This is a genomic window from Streptomyces sp. NPDC045022 (assembly GCF_056432605.1).
This window is the reverse complement of sequence record NZ_JBWKIR010000003.1, coordinates 15,233-30,316: the sequence shown is the minus strand read 5'-3', so window position 1 is coordinate 30,316 and position 15,084 is coordinate 15,233. Positions and strand designations below refer to the sequence as shown.

At 71.1% G+C, this 15,084-nt stretch carries 17 protein-coding genes and 2 tRNA genes; 3 read left to right on the top strand and 16 right to left on the bottom strand.

Annotation, left to right across the window (positions count from 1 at the left end; genetic code table 11):
- Positions 1–29: 29 nt before the first annotated feature.
- Positions 30–102: transfer RNA gene (locus AC07C1_RS06310), tRNA-Ala, on the bottom strand.
- A gap of 128 nt (positions 103–230) precedes the next feature.
- Between AC07C1_RS06310 and AC07C1_RS06305 the strand changes: the two genes are divergently transcribed.
- Positions 231–1,460: a glycosyltransferase 87 family protein gene (locus tag AC07C1_RS06305; protein WP_478937278.1), complete on the top strand. Its 1,230-nt coding sequence runs from the start codon at positions 231–233 to the stop codon at positions 1,458–1,460.
- Here the strand turns inward: AC07C1_RS06305 and AC07C1_RS06300 are convergent.
- From AC07C1_RS06300 to AC07C1_RS06290, 3 genes are all read right to left on the bottom strand, one after another.
- Complete coding sequence (locus tag AC07C1_RS06300) at positions 1,439–1,672, bottom strand: hypothetical protein (protein ID WP_006136074.1); 234 nt, start codon at positions 1,670–1,672, stop codon at positions 1,439–1,441. The genes AC07C1_RS06305 and AC07C1_RS06300 overlap by 22 nt on opposite strands.
- A gap of 3 nt (positions 1,673–1,675) precedes the next feature.
- Positions 1,676–1,849 (bottom strand): hypothetical protein, encoded by a 174-nt coding sequence (locus AC07C1_RS06295; RefSeq protein WP_478937276.1) that lies wholly within the window; start codon positions 1,847–1,849, stop codon positions 1,676–1,678.
- Between the two features lie 69 nt (positions 1,850–1,918).
- Positions 1,919–3,265, bottom strand: coding sequence for an MFS transporter (locus AC07C1_RS06290; RefSeq protein ID WP_478937814.1), 1,347 nt, complete (start codon positions 3,263–3,265; stop codon positions 1,919–1,921).
- 356 nt (positions 3,266–3,621) lie between these two features.
- Here AC07C1_RS06290 and AC07C1_RS06285 point away from each other — a divergent pair, with 356 nt between their 5' ends.
- Positions 3,622–4,518, top strand: coding sequence for a helix-turn-helix transcriptional regulator (locus tag AC07C1_RS06285; protein ID WP_478937274.1), 897 nt, complete (start codon positions 3,622–3,624; stop codon positions 4,516–4,518).
- 77 nt (positions 4,519–4,595) lie between these two features.
- On the opposite strand, the gene AC07C1_RS06280 is transcribed toward AC07C1_RS06285, so the two are convergent.
- The 7 genes from AC07C1_RS06280 to AC07C1_RS06250 all read right to left on the bottom strand — a co-directional run bounded on the left by AC07C1_RS06280 (position 4,596) and on the right by AC07C1_RS06250 (position 8,957).
- Positions 4,596–4,668, bottom strand: a tRNA-Ala gene (locus AC07C1_RS06280).
- Between the two features lie 93 nt (positions 4,669–4,761).
- Positions 4,762–5,436 carry a histidine phosphatase family protein gene (locus AC07C1_RS06275; protein ID WP_478937272.1) on the bottom strand — a complete coding sequence of 225 codons (675 nt, stop codon included), beginning with the start codon at positions 5,434–5,436 and terminating at the stop codon, positions 4,762–4,764.
- Positions 5,427–5,873, bottom strand: coding sequence for a ribosome silencing factor (gene rsfS / locus AC07C1_RS06270; RefSeq protein ID WP_478937271.1), 447 nt, complete (start codon positions 5,871–5,873; stop codon positions 5,427–5,429). The genes AC07C1_RS06275 and rsfS overlap by 10 nt, the downstream gene beginning before the upstream one ends.
- A 112-nt stretch (positions 5,874–5,985) precedes the next feature.
- Positions 5,986–7,701, bottom strand: a complete 1,716-nt coding sequence (locus AC07C1_RS06265; RefSeq protein ID WP_478937269.1) for an LCP family protein — start codon at positions 7,699–7,701, stop codon at positions 5,986–5,988.
- Between the two features lie 16 nt (positions 7,702–7,717).
- Positions 7,718–8,404 carry a nicotinate-nucleotide adenylyltransferase gene (gene nadD / locus AC07C1_RS06260; RefSeq protein WP_478937268.1) on the bottom strand — a complete coding sequence of 229 codons (687 nt, stop codon included), beginning with the start codon at positions 8,402–8,404 and terminating at the stop codon, positions 7,718–7,720.
- Positions 8,405–8,460: 56 nt separating this feature from the next.
- Complete coding sequence (locus tag AC07C1_RS06255; protein WP_318203581.1) at positions 8,461–8,625, bottom strand: hypothetical protein; 165 nt, start codon at positions 8,623–8,625, stop codon at positions 8,461–8,463.
- Between the two features lie 167 nt (positions 8,626–8,792).
- A complete protein-coding gene (locus tag AC07C1_RS06250; protein WP_478937267.1) occupies positions 8,793–8,957 on the bottom strand; it encodes a hypothetical protein in 165 nt (54 codons plus the stop codon).
- Between the two features lie 101 nt (positions 8,958–9,058).
- Between AC07C1_RS06250 and AC07C1_RS06245 the strand changes: the two genes are divergently transcribed.
- Positions 9,059–10,153, top strand: coding sequence for a M48 family metallopeptidase (locus tag AC07C1_RS06245; protein WP_478937265.1), 1,095 nt, complete (start codon positions 9,059–9,061; stop codon positions 10,151–10,153).
- A 31-nt stretch (positions 10,154–10,184) separates the two neighbouring features.
- Here the strand turns inward: AC07C1_RS06245 and AC07C1_RS06240 are convergent, their stop codons facing one another.
- From AC07C1_RS06240 to AC07C1_RS06220, 5 genes are all read right to left on the bottom strand, one after another.
- On the bottom strand, positions 10,185–11,252 hold the full coding sequence (locus tag AC07C1_RS06240; RefSeq protein WP_478937264.1) for an SCO2583 family membrane protein: 1,068 nt from the start codon (positions 11,250–11,252) through the stop codon (positions 10,185–10,187).
- Between the two features lie 89 nt (positions 11,253–11,341).
- Positions 11,342–11,914 (bottom strand): SCO2584 family spore wall biosynthesis protein, encoded by a 573-nt coding sequence (locus AC07C1_RS06235; protein WP_478937263.1) that lies wholly within the window; start codon positions 11,912–11,914, stop codon positions 11,342–11,344.
- A gap of 119 nt (positions 11,915–12,033) precedes the next feature.
- Complete coding sequence (locus AC07C1_RS06230; protein WP_478937262.1) at positions 12,034–13,320, bottom strand: glutamate-5-semialdehyde dehydrogenase; 1,287 nt, start codon at positions 13,318–13,320, stop codon at positions 12,034–12,036.
- Positions 13,321–13,437: 117 nt separating this feature from the next.
- Positions 13,438–14,403, bottom strand: a complete 966-nt coding sequence (locus AC07C1_RS06225; protein ID WP_478937261.1) for a phage baseplate protein — start codon at positions 14,401–14,403, stop codon at positions 13,438–13,440.
- Positions 14,404–14,516: 113 nt separating this feature from the next.
- The gene (locus tag AC07C1_RS06220; protein ID WP_478937260.1) at positions 14,517–14,942 is read right to left on the bottom strand and encodes a hypothetical protein; all 426 of its coding nucleotides are present in this window, start codon (positions 14,940–14,942) and stop codon (positions 14,517–14,519) included.
- Positions 14,943–15,084: the final 142 nt, after the last annotated feature.

Sequence of the window (15,084 nt, the reverse complement as noted above, 5' to 3'; positions counted from 1 at the left end):
CCGTTGAGATGATCCGCCTTCGACTTCTGTGGAGCTAAGGAGAATTGAACTCCTGACCTCCTGCATGCCATGCAGGCGCTCTACCAACTGAGCTATAGCCCCTTGTGGCCAAGCGGCGGAGCCGCTTATTCGACCGTGTCGCCCGGTTTCCCTGGCGGCGACGCCAACATTACACGGTCCTGGGGGGGCAGTACCAAATCGGTTTCCGCTCTGCTCGTGTTCGGGGGCTAATGTCGGCTTTCGTGACCGTGATCGCGTTCTCCGCAGCCCGCCGGGCACCGGTCGCCCTGCTGGTGTGCCTGGCGTCGTTCACGGCCTTCTGGGCCGCCCAGCGGGCCGCGCACGTGTCGATGATCGACCTGATGGTCTACCGGGCCGAGGGCGCCACCGTGCGCGCCGGCGGCGACCTCTACGCGCTGCGGGCGACCGCAGCGCACCTGCCCACCACCTATCCGCCGTTCGCGGCCCTGCTGTTCACACCGCTGTCCCTGCTGGACACCGCTCCCCTGCGCGCGCTGGCGACGGCCGGCAACCTCGCCCTGCTGGTGGTGTTCGTGCGGCTGTCGCTGAAACTCGTCGGCCACGCGCGCGTGGAGACCGCCTGGTGGGTCGCGGCGCCGGCCGTGTGGTGCGAGCCGGTGTGGACGACCCTGCGCTACGGCCAGGTCAACCTGCTGCTGGCCGTTCTGGTGCTGTGGGACCTGTCCCGCCACCCCACCGGCCGCTACGCCCGCTGGGCCGGGACGGGGCTGGGGCTGGCCGCCGCGATGAAGCTCACACCCGCGCTGTTCCCGGTGTTCCTGCTCGTCACGGGCGTCGCGGCCCGGTTCGGCGGCAGGGACGGAGGGCCATGGCTGCGGCACGCGCGCGGGGCGGCCGTCGCGTTCACCGGGGCGACGCTGCTGGCGGCGGCCGCCCTGCCGTACGACTCATGGCGGTTCTGGACGGACATGGTCTTCCGCGCGGGCCGGGTCGGGCATGCCGAGGACACCGCCAATCAGGCCCTGCGCGGCGTTCTGGCCCGCCTTCTGCACACCCCGGACCCGGGACCCCTCTGGGCCGCCCTCGCGGCCGTGACGGCCACCCTGGGCCTCGCGGCGGCCGTGGCGGCGGAGTTGCGCGGACGGCGGGCCTGGGCGGTGTGTGCCTGCGCGGTCACCGCGCTGCTGATCAGCCCGGTGTCCTGGACGCACCACTGGGTGTGGTGCGTGCCACTCGTCCTGCTGCTGTGGACACGCGGACACAGGGCGGCGGCCCTGGCCTCGCTGCTGGTGTTCTGCTCGTACGCGCCGTGGTGGGTGCCCCACGGCGCCGGGCGCCCCGAAATGCACCAGGGGAGCGTGGAGTTGACACTCTCCGCCCTCTACGGAGGTGTCGGTGCGCTCTTCCTCGTGCTGGCGTGGACATCGTTGCCGAGGCCCGGCCCCGGTACGGTCCGTCAAGCCGTGACGAAGGAATAGAACCTCTTGAGCGTGCAGTGCTCCTCGAGGAGACGGCCGTAGATCGGCTCCCCCTCCAATTCCCGGTACGTCTCGATCGGGTCGCCTTTTATGATCAGCGCCCGCGCGCATTCCTCGCACCAGTACTGGTAGTCGGGATTGATCGGCTCCATGTCACGGACGATCGGCGTACCACTGCCGCACCAGTCGCACTTTCGCCTGTGTGCACCCATCGATCAGCTCCAGCTGTGGCCGCAGGCCGTGCACACGTAGGAGATTCCGCCGTTGTCGCCGAGTACTTGGGCCACGTGCGCGGAACCGCAGGAAGGGCAGCTGAGCCGGATGGTCGTATCCCGTATCAACGCCGCACCGAGGAGGTGGCCGACCTCCCCAAGGATGCTCGCAGGCATCGCTACTCCCTCCCGTCGGGTCGCGCCCCCTTCCGGCCGTTTGATTCTGCCACGGCCGGACCAATACGGTCAGCGACGCCTCAGTACCAGTCCGGACACAGCCCCGATCGCGGCCGTTCCGACCAGCGCCCAAGCGCACACCCAGAACGCCTCCGCAGAGGTATACGGCCGCAGTGCCCCCGCTGACTCAAGCCGGTTCAGGAACAGTGTGCCGAAAGACGCCACGCCGATCAGCTGACCGAGCTGGGCGATCGTCGCCAGCAGGCCGGCGGCGTCCGCCGCGTCCTGCGGCCGCACGGTGGCCAGCGCGCCGGTCAGCGTCGGGCTGAAGGCGAGCGCGAGCCCGGCACCCAGCCCCACATATCCCGCGTACAGGGCCGCTCCCCCGTCGCCGCCGTCTTGGAAGGCGAGCCCCACCACGGCGACGGACACCGCGGTCAGCGCGAAACCCGCCGGAGTGAGCGCCCGCTGCCAGGCCGCGGGCCACTTTCGCCAGGTCAGGCTGACGGTGCCGAACACGGCCGCGGTCGGCGCGAAGCTCAGGCCGGCCCGCAGCGCGCTGTAGCCGAGGCCACCCTGGACATGCAGCGTCAGCGCGAAGAGGAACCCGGCGTTGACCGACATCACCGCGAGGATGCGGAGGACGGCCAGGCCCATGCCGGGATGGCGCAGCACCCGGGGCGCGATCAGCGGGGCGCCGCCGCGCCGGGCCAGCCGGGACTCGTAGCCGCAGAACAGCGCGAACAGCACCACCGCTCCGGCCAGCGACAGCCAGGACCATACGGGCCAGCCCTCCTCCTGCCCGAGCACCAGCGGGACCGTCAGCAGCGACACGGCCGCGCCGAGCAGCACGAGTCCGGGCAGGTCGAGTGGCCGGGCGCGTTCCTTTCCGCCCGCCGCGCCCAGGGGCAGCACCCGCCTGCCCAGCACGAGCAGAACGGCGCCGACCGGCACGTTGACGAGGAACACCGGCCGCCAGCCGGTGCCGAGGAGATCGGCGCTGACCAGTACCCCGCCGGCGATCTGCCCGGCCGCGGCGCCCACGGCGAGGACCGCCGAGTAGGCGCCGAGCGCCCGGGCCCGGGCCTCCCCGGTGAAGGTGCGCTGGATCAGGCTGAGCACCTGCGGGATCATCAGCGCCGAGCCCGCGCCCTGCACCAGCCGGAACACGATCAGCTCGGTCGATCCCTGCGCCAGACCGCAGGCCAGCGAGGCCGCGGTGAACAGGGCGAGCCCGGCGAGGTGGACCCGGCCGTGGCCGAGCCGGTCGCCGAGCCGGGCGCCGGTGATCATCAGCACGGAGTAGGTGATGGCGTAACCGGCGATCACCAGCTGCAGGTCGGCACCGGAGGAATGCAGCTCGGAACCGATGGTGGGGGCCGCGACGTTGACGATGAAGACGTCGAGGGCCGCCATGAACAGAGCGGCGAGCAGGACCGTGAGCAGCAGCCGGGGCCCATTGTCAGTGGCAGGTGCTTCACTGTACGTGACGGTCGGGGCGCCGCCGGAAGCCACCGGTGGGCCGCTGCCGTTGGCTGGCGGCTCGGCGTCTTCGACGCTCGAGGTGTCACTGTCAGTGGCGGATGCTTCACTGGTCGCAGGGTTGGGAACGGGCTCGGTGCCCGGCCCGGTGCGGGATGTCGTCGTCATGGCGTCGAGCCTGACGACGGGCCGGTACCCGTGCCGAGAGCCCGCCGATGCTGGTACTGCCAGCACCTGGCAGGGGCGGGCCCGGTGCCGACGATGGATACGGGGACGACGGGGGCTTGACGATGGCGACGAGGACGACGGGTACCCAGCGGCGCAGGTCTGAGCTGGCCGCCTTTCTGCGCAGCCGGCGCGCGCGGGTGACACCGGCCGACGTGGGGATGCCGCCGGGGCTGCGGCGGCGCACTCCCGGGTTGCGCCGGGAGGAGGTCGCCCAGCTCTCGGGCGTGGGCGTGACCTGGTACACCTGGCTGGAGCAGGGCCGGCCGATCAACGCCTCCCCGCAGGTGCTGGACGCGGTCGCGCGCACGCTGCGGCTGGAGCCGCCGGAGCGGGAGCATCTGTACCGGCTGGCGGAGGTGCCGTTCGAGCCGGACGCGGAGGGCTTGATCCGGCAGGTCGGCCCCGAGGTGCAGGCCATCATCGACGCGCTGGATCCTTTGGTGGCGGTGGTTTACAACGCGCGGTACGACGTCCTGGCCACGAACCCGGCCTACCGGGATCTGTTCGTGGTTCCGCAGACCCACGCGACCGGCGTGCCCAATGTGCTGTGGACCCTGTTCACCGTGCCGGAGCACACCTGCCCGATGGTGCACCGCGAGCGCGAGCTGCCGGTGATGGTGGCGACGCTGCGGTCCTCGTACGGCAGACACGTGGGGGAACCGGCCTGGGAGGAGTACATACGCGCGCTGTGCGCGGTCAGCCCGTACTTCGCCGAGTTGTGGGCGAGCGGTGAGGTGACGCCTCCGGGGCCCCGGGTGAAGACCTTCCGGCATGAGGCGGTGGGCGAGATGCGGATGACCTCCCAGTCGCTGTCCATCGACGGGATGCCCGAGTGCCGGATCGTGGTCTACAGACCGGCGGACGACGAGGCGCGCCGGAAGATCGGGGTGCTGCGGGAGCGCAGACAGCCGCTGTGGCCGCCGAGGGAGGTGGACGCCGACGAAATGATCCGCCTCTGAACGCAGAAAATCCCGCCTCCTGAGGGAGACGGGATCTTCATCACCGATCTTTGACAACTCAACAGAGTGCCGATCAGTGGAGCTAAGGAGAATTGAACTCCTGACCTCCTGCATGCCATGCAGGCGCTCTACCAACTGAGCTATAGCCCCTCGTGTTCTTCCCGCTCGGCGGGTCGAACAAGAAGAACTTTAGCCTGTGACCTGCCGGAAAGTGAAATCCGGGGTCAGGGCGCCGCGGGACGCTCAGTCGTCGTCGCCGAGGACGGGCTCCGGGAGGGTGCCCGCGTTGTGCTCGAGCAGGCGCCAGCCGCGGGCGCCCTCGCCGAGCACGGACCAGCAGCAGTTGGAGAGGCCGCCGAGGCTCTCCCAGTGCTGGGGCTCCAGGCCGAGGAGCCGGCCGATGGTGGTGCGGATGGTGCCGCCGTGGCTGACGACGACGAGGGTGCCGTCTTCGGGCAGCTTCTCCGCGTGCCGCAGCACGACGGGAGCGGCCCGGTCGGCCACCTCGCTCTCCAGTTCGCCGCCGCCGCGGCGGACCGGCTCGCCGCGCTTCCAGGCGGCGTACTCGTCGCCGTGGCGGGCGATGATCTCGTCATGCGTCAGTCCCTGCCAGACGCCCGCGTAGGTCTCGCGCAGGCCCTCCTCGCGGGTGACGTCGAGACCGGTGAGGGCGGCCAGCTCGGCGGCTGTGTTCGCGGCCCGCTGCAGGTCCGAGGAGACGATCGCGTCGGGGCCGAGGGAGGCGAGCAGCCGGGCGGCGCGGCGGGCCTGGCCGACACCGGTCTCGGTCAGCTCCACGTCCGTGCTGCCCTGGAAGCGGCGCTCCACGTTCCACGAGGTCTGGCCGTGCCGCCACAGGATGATGCGGCGGCCCCGGGTCCTGCGGTCGGCCACCTCTCCGGTGGCGCTCACCGCCACTCCCCGCCCGCTTCCTGGTCGGCCTCGGCGGCCTGCAGCTTGGCGTGCTCCTGGGCCTTGCCGCGGGTGGCCTTTGCGTCTGCGGGCAGCTCCAGCTCGGGGCAGTCCTTCCACAGCCGCTCCAGAGCGTAGAAGACGCGCTCCTCGCTGTGCTGGACGTGGACGACGATGTCGACGTAGTCGAGCAGGATCCAGCGGGAGTCGCGGTCGCCCTCGCGGCGGACCGGCTTGGCGCCGAGTTCCTTCTGCAGGCGCTCCTCGATCTCGTCGACGATGGCCTTGACCTGGCGGTCGTTCGGGGCGGAGGCCAGCAGGAAGGCGTCCGTGATCGACAGCACGTCGCTCACGTCGTAGGCGATGACGTCGTGGGCGAGCTTGTCGGCCGCCGCCTGGGCGGCGGTGTTGATGAGCTCAAGGGAACGGTCGGTGGCGGTCACTACATGGCTTTCCGTCGGCGGTCACTGGACCTCAAGGGTCTCACGGACCACCCGCCGCACCCCACGTGATAACGGCTTCACGTGGGGTGCCCCGGCCCGCGTCACCGCGTCGTCAGGATGCGGCGGGCCTGTAGTCGGCACCGAGGACGACCGAGACCTCTGCTCCGGAGGAGACGGTGCCCTTGGTCACGGAGCCGGCGGACAGGCCGAGGGTTTTGGCGACCTCGGCGGCGTCGGCCTTGTGGGAGGCGTCCGAGTAGAACACCTTCGAGGCGGCCTGGGTGCCGGAGGCGGTGCCGCCCTCCAGGAAGGTGAAGCCGCCGTTGAGGAGCACCACGCGGGCCTTCTCCGAGTCGTCCTTCACGCCGGTGGCGTTCTGGACGGAGACCCGGACCGCGGAGCCGGCGTCGGGGCTCTTGGCGGTGCCCCCGAGGATGTCCCTGACCACACTGTCGCTGGTCTCGGCGCTCAGCGTGCCGTCGGCCTGCACGGGCAGCAGGGCGGTCTTGTAGTCGCCGTTCTTGGCGAGGTCGGCGAGCTTGGCGAGGAAGGTGCCGAGGTCCTTGTCGGTGAGCGGCGGGTCGAGGATCTGCGCCAGGGTCTGGACGGTGGTGGTGGCCGAGGACGGCTCGGAGGACACCTTGCGCAGGACGCCTTGTATGACCCGGCCGAACCGCTCCAGCTGGGCGTTCTGGGACTCGCCGGCGGCGCGGTAGGTGGCGTAGGCGACGGCCATCTTGCCGCTGAGGGTCTGGCCGGCGCCCTTGTGGACGAGAGGCGCGGCGCCCTTCTTCTTGGTGTCGGGATCGGGCACGTCGGTGTCGGTGTCGATCTCGATGTTGCCGACCAGATCGACCAGGTTCTGCAGATAGGGGGTGTCGAGGCGCCAGGTGCCCTGGATGTCGGTGCCGAGGACGGTGTCGAGCTGGTCGCGGGTGCCGGAGGAACCGTCGTCGTCGACCGACTTGGCGAGGGTGGTGGTGGAGCCGTCGTCACCGGCCACCGCGAGGGAGTTGGGCAGCAGGACGGTGGTGCCCTGCTTGGTGGTGGCGTTGTCGACCAGCAGCACCGTGGAGGTGCCGCCCTTGCCGGTGTTGTGCAGGTGGACGACGATCACGTCACGTTTCTGGGCGGCGACGGGCGTGCCGGTGCCGGTCTCGGCACCCGAGGAGGACAGACCGGGCAGCTTTCCGGCGTACCAGAGGTAGCCGGCACCGCCGACGGCGACGAGGGCGAGGGCGACGAGGAGGGCGGTGATCCGGCTGCGGGCTCGGCGGCGGGCCTCCTCGCGGCGCTCGGTGCGGTTCTCGGTGAACTTCAGCCAGTCGATGACGTCCTCGGAGTCGCCGTCCGGCTCCTCCACGAACGCGAACTGCTCGGTGCCGTGGTCCGGTTCGTCCGAGTCGCCCTGCCGCTCGGGCTCCGGCGGGGCGTGCGTGTCCTCCGCGGGGCCGGCCTGGTGCGGGATGTAGGCGGTCTGCCCGGCGACCCGGGGGTGCTGCCCGCTGCTCGCCGCCTGCCCGTAAGGGTCGTAGGAGGCGGTGTCGTGGGCGCCGGTGCCGTAGGGGTCGTACGGGGCCTGGGTGCCGTAGGGGTCGTAGGCGGGCGGCTGTTGGGCGGAGCCGTAGGAGGACGCCGGTGGCTGCTGGCCGGTGGGGTACGGGTCGTAGCCGTAGGCGTCCTCCTGCTGGGCGTACTGGTCGTAGGTCGCTTGCGCCTGCTGTGCCGGGACCTGCCGGTACACGGGCCGGCCGTACTCGTCGTAGCCGACGACTTCGTACGGGCCGGCGCCGTAGCTGGCGTCTCCCGCGTCGTATCGGTCGTTCACCGGTGCCCCTCTCGGCTCACTCGCCGCGGTACAGCTCGCGCTTGTCGATGTAGCGCACGACTCCGTCCGGCACCATGTACCAGATGGGGTCTCCGTTGGCGACTCTCGTACGGCAGTCTGTGGAGGAGATGGCGAGCGCCGGCACCTCGACGAGCGAGACGCCGCCCTCCGGCAGGCCCGGGTCGGTCAGGTGGTGTCCGGGGCGGGTGACGCCGATGAAGTGCGCGAGGGAGAACAGTTCCACCGAGTCGCGCCAGGTCAGCAGTTGGGCGAGGGCGTCGGCGCCGGTGATGAAGAACAGGTCGGTGTCGGGGTTGAGGGCGCGCAGGTCGCGCAGGGTGTCCACGGTGTAGGTGGGGCCCCCGCGGTCGATGTCGATGCGGCTGACGGAGAACTGGGGGTTCTCGGCGGTCGCGATGACCGTCATCAGATAGCGGTCCTCGGCCGGGGAGACCTTGCGGTGGGACTTCTGCCACGGCTGGCCGGTGGGCACGAACACCACCTCGTCCAGCTGGAACCGCACGGCGACCTCGCTGGCCGCCACGAGGTGCCCGTGGTGGATCGGGTCGAAGGTTCCGCCCATGACGCCCAGACGCCGCTTGCCCGTGTGAACGGGGCCGTTGCCCGGCCCGTACTGCGGGTGCTTCACCGTGTCGTCGGCGGTCTCGTGCGCCGGACCGGTAGGCATGTCCTGCTCTCCCATGCGTGCAGACCCTACCGGCCCGGTCTCGGGCGTCCGGCCGGGGACGGGTTCCCCGCTCAGCGGTCGCGGTTGAAGCGGGTGGTGATCCACAGCAGGAGGAGCAGGATGATCAGGGCGCCGCCGCCGGTGATGGCCGGGTTCAGGCTGTTGTGGTTTCCGCCGTGCTCCTCGCCTTCGGCGGCAAGGGTGACCAACTGGGCTGCGGCGCTGTGGAAGCTCATCTTCGGCAGGACCTATCGCGTGTGGGCGGGATAAAGATGTCGGCTCATCGTAAGCGGGCTGCCGCGCGGCGATCACGCCGACTCCGCCGTTGGTGACGGGCGGCGGTCGGCGGGCGCCCGTGGGCGGGTATGTCCACCGTCTGCCGGCGGGGAACCTTCGCCGCCCGTCAGTCGTCCTTCCGCTTGTAGCCGCGCAGCAGGAACCAGGCGGTCAGTACACAGCCCAGGACCATCACGACGAGGACGATGCGAAGCAGGTTGCCCTGCCCGTGCTGCTGGACGGCGCTCGCGGCTGCCTCGGTCAGCCAGGCGGCTGCGGGATGGTGCTCCATGACGTGGACTCCTTCGGCTGTACTGCCCGTCCACGGTATCTCCGCCTAGGCTGGGCCCCGCCTCGGGGGCACAGGGCACTCACACGCACATGGGGGAAGACATGTCCGACGACGGCCACCAGCAGACCGGGCACGAGCGTGTGCCCAGCAGGCAGCGCAGGCGCTTCCCGGGGATCTCCTCGCGCGCGTACGAGCACCCGGCCGACCGGTCGGCCCTGGTCGCGCTGCGCAAGCTGAGCGGGTTCGACACCGTCTTCAAGGCGCTCAGCGGGCTGCTGCCGGAGCGGAGCCTGAGGCTGCTGTTCCTGTCCGACTCGGTGCGGGTCTCCGAGCGGCAGTTCTCGCACCTGCACGACATGCTGCTGGACGCCTGTTACATCCTGGACCTGGAGAAGGTCCCGCCGATGTACGTCACGCAGGACCCGCAGCCGAACGCGATGTGCATCGGCCTGGACGAGCCGATCATCGTGGTCACGACCGGGCTCGTCGAACTGCTCGACGAGGAGGAGATGCGGGCGGTCGTCGGGCACGAGGTGGGACACGCGCTGTCCGGGCACTCGGTGTACCGGACGATCCTGCTGTTCCTGACGAGCCTCGCGCTGAAGGTCGCCTGGATCCCGCTCGGCAACCTGGCGATCATGGCGGTCGTGACGGCGCTCAGGGAGTGGTTCCGCAAGTCGGAGCTGTCCGCCGACCGGGCGGGGCTGCTGGTGGGCCAGGACGTCCGGGCCTCGATGCGGGGCCTGATGAAGATCGCGGGCGGCAACCACCTGCACGAGATGAACGTGGACGCGTTCCTGGAGCAGGCCGAGGAGTACGACTCCGGGGGTGATCTGCGCGACTCGGTGCTGAAGATCCTGAACGTGCTGCCCCGCTCGCACCCGTTCACCACCGTGCGGGCGGCCGAGCTGAAGAAGTGGGCCGAGTCCCGGGACTACCAGCGGATCATGGACGGCCACTACCCGCGGCGCAGCGAGGACCAGGACACCTCCGTCGGCGACTCCTTCCGCGAGTCCGCGGCCAGCTATGCCGGCGATGTGAAGAGTTCCAAGGACCCGCTGATGAAGCTGGTCACGGACCTCGCGGGCGGCGCGGGCGACATAGGCGGCCGGGTCCGGCGCGGCTTCGACGGCTTCAGGAGCCCGCCGCCGGCCGACGGTGGTCCCGCGGATGCTCCCCGAGGGGACCAGGAGTAGCCGCCGGGATCCCGTACGCGTTCGGCACCGCTCAGGCCGTCGGCTCGGCCCCCGTGGACAGCGTGCCGCACAGGGCCGGGGTGTTGTCCGTCTCGTAGGGGTTGGTGCCCGCGGGGCCGCCCGTCCTGGCCGTCTGGCCGGCCAGGAGCGGGTGGAGGTAGGCGCTGGAGTCCTCGGCGCAGGACAGGGGCCCCGCCTGGACGTAGGACGTGACGAGCTGGACCTGGTGGGTGCGCAGGTCGTCGCGGTGGAAGCGGAAGGTCACCTCGCGGCGGACCGTGAAGAGGGACACGGGTGCGGCGGCGGCGCCGGTGGGCCGCAGGGCGTAGACGAAGGTGTGGTCGGCGGTGATCTCCAGGGTGGCCGAGTCGGTCTCGGTGGCCCGCAGACTGCCCTGGACGCGGATCTTGTCGTCCGCCAGCTGGGCCCGGGAGGGGTCGAGGCGGACCAGCCAGCCGGTGGGGGCGTGCCGGCCGTCCGCCGCCGGGTGGTCGAAGCTCTGGTCGAACTGGTCGAGCTGGTCGGGGTCGAGCAGGGTGCGGGCGGGACCGGCCTGCCGGCCGGTCAGCACCTCGGGGTAGAGCGAGGAGCGGACGATGTAGTCCTTGACGGTGGTGAGCGCGGAGACGACCTGGCTGTCGGAGAAGTGGGCGGTGCTGTGAAGGGCCGGCAGCGGTATGCCCTCGGCGCCGATCTCGAACTGGGCGGCGGGGCTGTGCGCGTACAGGCTCTCGGCGTCGGCGGCGCCGGGCACCCTGCCCGGCGGGGCGAGCGGGATGACCGTCATCCGCAGGGGCTCGACGGGCCGCCGGCCCTGCGGGGAGCCGTAGGGGTGGCGGACGCCCATGTAGAGCGCGACACCGAAGGCGACGGTGATCAGCACGGCGAGGATCAGCACCTGCCGGGCGAGTCCGCGGTGCAGGGGCGGGCGGCGGCGTACGGCGGGGGCGTGATCGGTCATCCGCTCCTCGGCCGAGTACTCCTGGAGGCGGGCAGCGCGGACGAACGACTCGTCGAACACGACGGATCGGTACTCGTCCTCTGCACCGCCGGGGCCGCCCTCGGGTGTCCCCTCCGGTGGGTCTCCAGGCCCGCCCATACTTTGAGAGTAGGTCTCGCGAGCCTCGGGTAAACGCCCAGCCGCACGACAAGTTCTGACAGGTTCTCACCCGGCGCGGGCGCCGGCGCTCAGGGGGAGCGCGGGGTGGCCGAGGCGGCCGGCTGGGAGTACTCGGCGGAGACGGACGGAGCGGCCGCGCTGCCCTGTTCCAGACCGGTCGAGGCGGGGGCGGGCACCCGGTCGCGGGTGCCCGAGGAGGCTCCCCGGTAGACCGCGGCGAAGGCCAGGGCGATCATGCCGATGCCCATCACGACGGCGAGCACCCAGGCCACGGGTCGGTGCCAGCGTATCTGCTTGCCGTAGGCACCGAAGGGGCCGTGGTGGTCGCCGGGGTCGTCGGCGTCGTCCAGTTCGTCGTCGTCCCGATCTTGACCGAATCCGGTCCCCTCGGGGCGGTAGACGTCGTCGTATCGGTCGCCTCTGGCGTGGGCGCGGCGGGCCTCCGCCTCGGAGGCCTCGGCTCTGGCCTGCGCGGCGGCCAGGAGGCGTTCGACGGCGGTCGGCTCGTGGACCGTGGCCGCCTGTACGAAAGCCTCGTCGAAGACCACGGAGGCGAACTCTTCGTCCGGCACCCCGTGGTCGTGGTCGTCGTCGGGCTCCCAGCCGTCAGGGAACGGCGTGCCCCCCACGTCCTCCGGCACACGTCCAGAGTAGACCTGGGGGGTCAATTTGGGCAGACGGTAGGGAAATTCATCCGCTTGGTGAGACGCCTTTCGGCCGCGCCGAGGGCGTTCCCGGGGCGCGGCCGAAGGGGTGGACCTCAGCGGCGGACGTGGCCGTCGCCGGTGACGATGTACTTCGTGCTGGTCAGCTCCGGCAGCCCCATCGGGCCGCGGGCGTGCAGCTTCTGGGTGGAGATGCCGATCTCCGCGCCGAAGCCGAACTGGCCGCCGTCGGTGAAGCGGGTGGAGGCGTTGACGGCGACGGTGGTGGAGTCGACCAGCTGGGTGAAGCGGCGGGCGGCCTGCTGGGAGGTGGTGACGATCGCCTCGGTGTGGCCGGAGGTCCAGAGCCGGATGTGCTCGACGGCCTTGTCCAGCGAATCGACGACGGCGGCGGCGATGTCGTACGACAGGTACTCCGTCTCCCAGTCCTCCGGGGTCGCCTCGACCACGGTGGCCTTGGAGTCCTTGGCGTAGGCCATGACCCGCTCGTCGGCGTGGACGGTGACGCCGGCCTCGGCGAGGGCGTCCAGGGCGCGCGGCAGGAACTCGGGGGCGATGTCCTGGTGGACCAGGAGGGTTTCGGCGGCGTTGCAGACGCTGACCCGCTGGGCCTTGGAGTTGATCAGGATGTCGATCGCCGTGTCGATGTCGGCCCGGGCGTCGACGTAGACGTGGCAGTTGCCGGTGCCGGTCTCGATGACGGGGACGACGGACTCGTTCACCACGGTCCGGATCAGGGAGGCGCCGCCGCGCGGGATGAGGACGTCGACCAGGCCGCGGGCGCGCATCAGCTCACGCACGGATTCGCGGCTCTCGCCGGGCACCAGCTGGACGGCGTCGGCGGGCAGCCCGGCACCTCCGACGGCGTCCCGGATCACCCGGACGAGGGCGGTGTTGGACTCGTAGGCGGAGGCGGAGCCGCGCAGCAGGACGGCGTTGCCGGACTTCAGACAGAGGGCGGCGGCGTCGACGGTGACGTTGGGGCGGGCCTCGTAGACGATGCCGACGACGCCGAGCGGGACGCGGACCTGGCGCAGGTCGATGCCGTTGGGGAGCGTGGAGCCGCGGACGACCTCGCCGACCGGGTCGGGCAGCTTCGCGACGTCGCGGACGTCGGAGGCGATGGCGCGGATCCGCTCGGGGGTGAGGGTGAGCCGGTCGACGATGGCCTCGCTGGTGCCGTTCTCCCGGGCCTTGGCCACGTCCTTGGCGTTGGCTTCGACGATCTCGGCGGTCCGGACCTCCAGGGCGTCGGCGACGGCGAGCAGCGCGTCGTCCTTGACGGCACGCGGCAGCGGCGCGAGGTCGGCGGCGGCGGCCTTGGCCCGGTAGGCGGCCTGGGTGACCGGAGACATCGAGTCGTAGGGCGAGAGCGTGGTCATACCCGCAGGGTAGTGCGCCCGGAGGCGGGGCGCGGCAATCGTCCCGGAAGCCGAGACGGTGCGCCCCCGGGCCCGCTGCTCCCAGGGGCGGCACCGCGACCCGGCCTCACATGACGGTCAGACCAGCGCCTTCTTGTAGAAGAGGTTGGAGCGGCGGTCGCCCCCGGTGCCGGAGGCGAAGCCGAGGAAGAGGCGGGCCTGGCCCGAGTCGGTGCGGTGGACGGCCAGGCCTTCCGGCTCGCGGAAGGAGAGGCTCTCGCCCGCCTTGGTGAGGACGGGCCCCTGCTTGACGGCGCCCGAGTTCAGGTCGACACAGGTGAGGCGGGTGTTCCCGGGCCGGGGGTTGGACGCCGAGTAGGAGTTGCCGGTCAGGTAGTACAGGTAGCGGCCGTAGGAGGTGTATCCCTGCGCGGTGCCCGGGATCGAGGGCTGCTTGAGGTACGCCACCGGCGTGCTGAAGTCGCCGGCGGTGGCCTGGCTCATCCGGTAGGCGGCGAGGTACTTGGCGCCGTTCTTGTGGTGGCGGACGAGCATGAGGCCGTGCACATGATCGATGGAGCAGGTGAACTCCACGGCGCTCGCCACCGGGCGGTACTTCTTGATCGCGGAGGAGGTGTGGGAGAGCGAGCCGCCTCGTACGAACTTGAAGCGGCCGAGCCGGGTGCCGTAACCGTTCTTGTTCGCGTCCACCTCCGTCCACAGCCAGCTGTCGCGGCCCCGTGGCTCGACGCCGAAGGAGACGCCGTGGCCGAAGCCCTTCAGGTGCATGGCGGAGACGTAGTTGCCGGCGAGGTCCAGTTCGGTGATGCAGAGGTCGCCGGACTTCTCGCCGCTGCCGTTGCGTCGCTGGGCGACGAACAGGCGCTTGTTGACGCTGTCGAAGGCGAAGCCCTGCTGGACGGTGTCGTCGTGCAGCCGCCGGTTGCGGAACAGGTCGTAGGACGGCGCGGTGAGGTCGAAGCGCGGCGAGGCGGCGATGGCGGCGGAGGCCGTGCCCGACGCGGCTCCCACACCGAGCGCCGCGATCCCCAGACCGCCCGCGGCCCGCAGTATTCCGCGGCGTCCGATGGTGTGCTGCTCCATGGTCCCCCTTGTGTGGCGGTGTGTTCGGCTGAACGCATGATCCACATGCGCCCCGCCGAACCTACCGGCAGGCCTCGCCGGCCGGCACGCGGGGCCCGCGGACCGCGGCGGGCTCAGAAGGGGTGGACGCCGACGGGGGTGGCGGGGGCCGGGCCGTACCCCTCGGCGAGGCGCTGGTGGTACGTCTCCCGGTCGATGACCTCCAGGCCGACGATCTCCCAGGCCGGCAGTCCGGCGCTCTGCCTGTGCTCGCCCCACAGGCGCAGCGCCACGGCGGCGGCGTCGTGCAGGTCGCGGGCCTCTTCCCAGTAGCGGATCTCCGCGTGGTCGCTCGCGTATCTGCTGGTCAGCAGGAAGGGGTGGTCGTGGGCGAGCTGTTCCAGCGCTCGCCGCAGGTCCGGCAGCGGGACCTTCTCACCGGAGACGCTGAGGGTGACGTGCCACAGGCGGGGCAGGTCCTTGGGCTCCTCATAGGTGTCCCCGGCGGCGACGCTCGTCAGAGCACCGCGGGACGCCGCCCCAGAGCGCACTCGTCTCACGACGGCCTCCTTCACGCATGCCTCGCATGGCCCTTGACGGAACGTGTCCCTTCACAATGTCCCCGAGACAAAGTTGAGCAGGCCGCACGGCTCCGCGTGGTGGTTTTACGGAACGTCCCCCACCGGGGGCGGTCCTTACGCC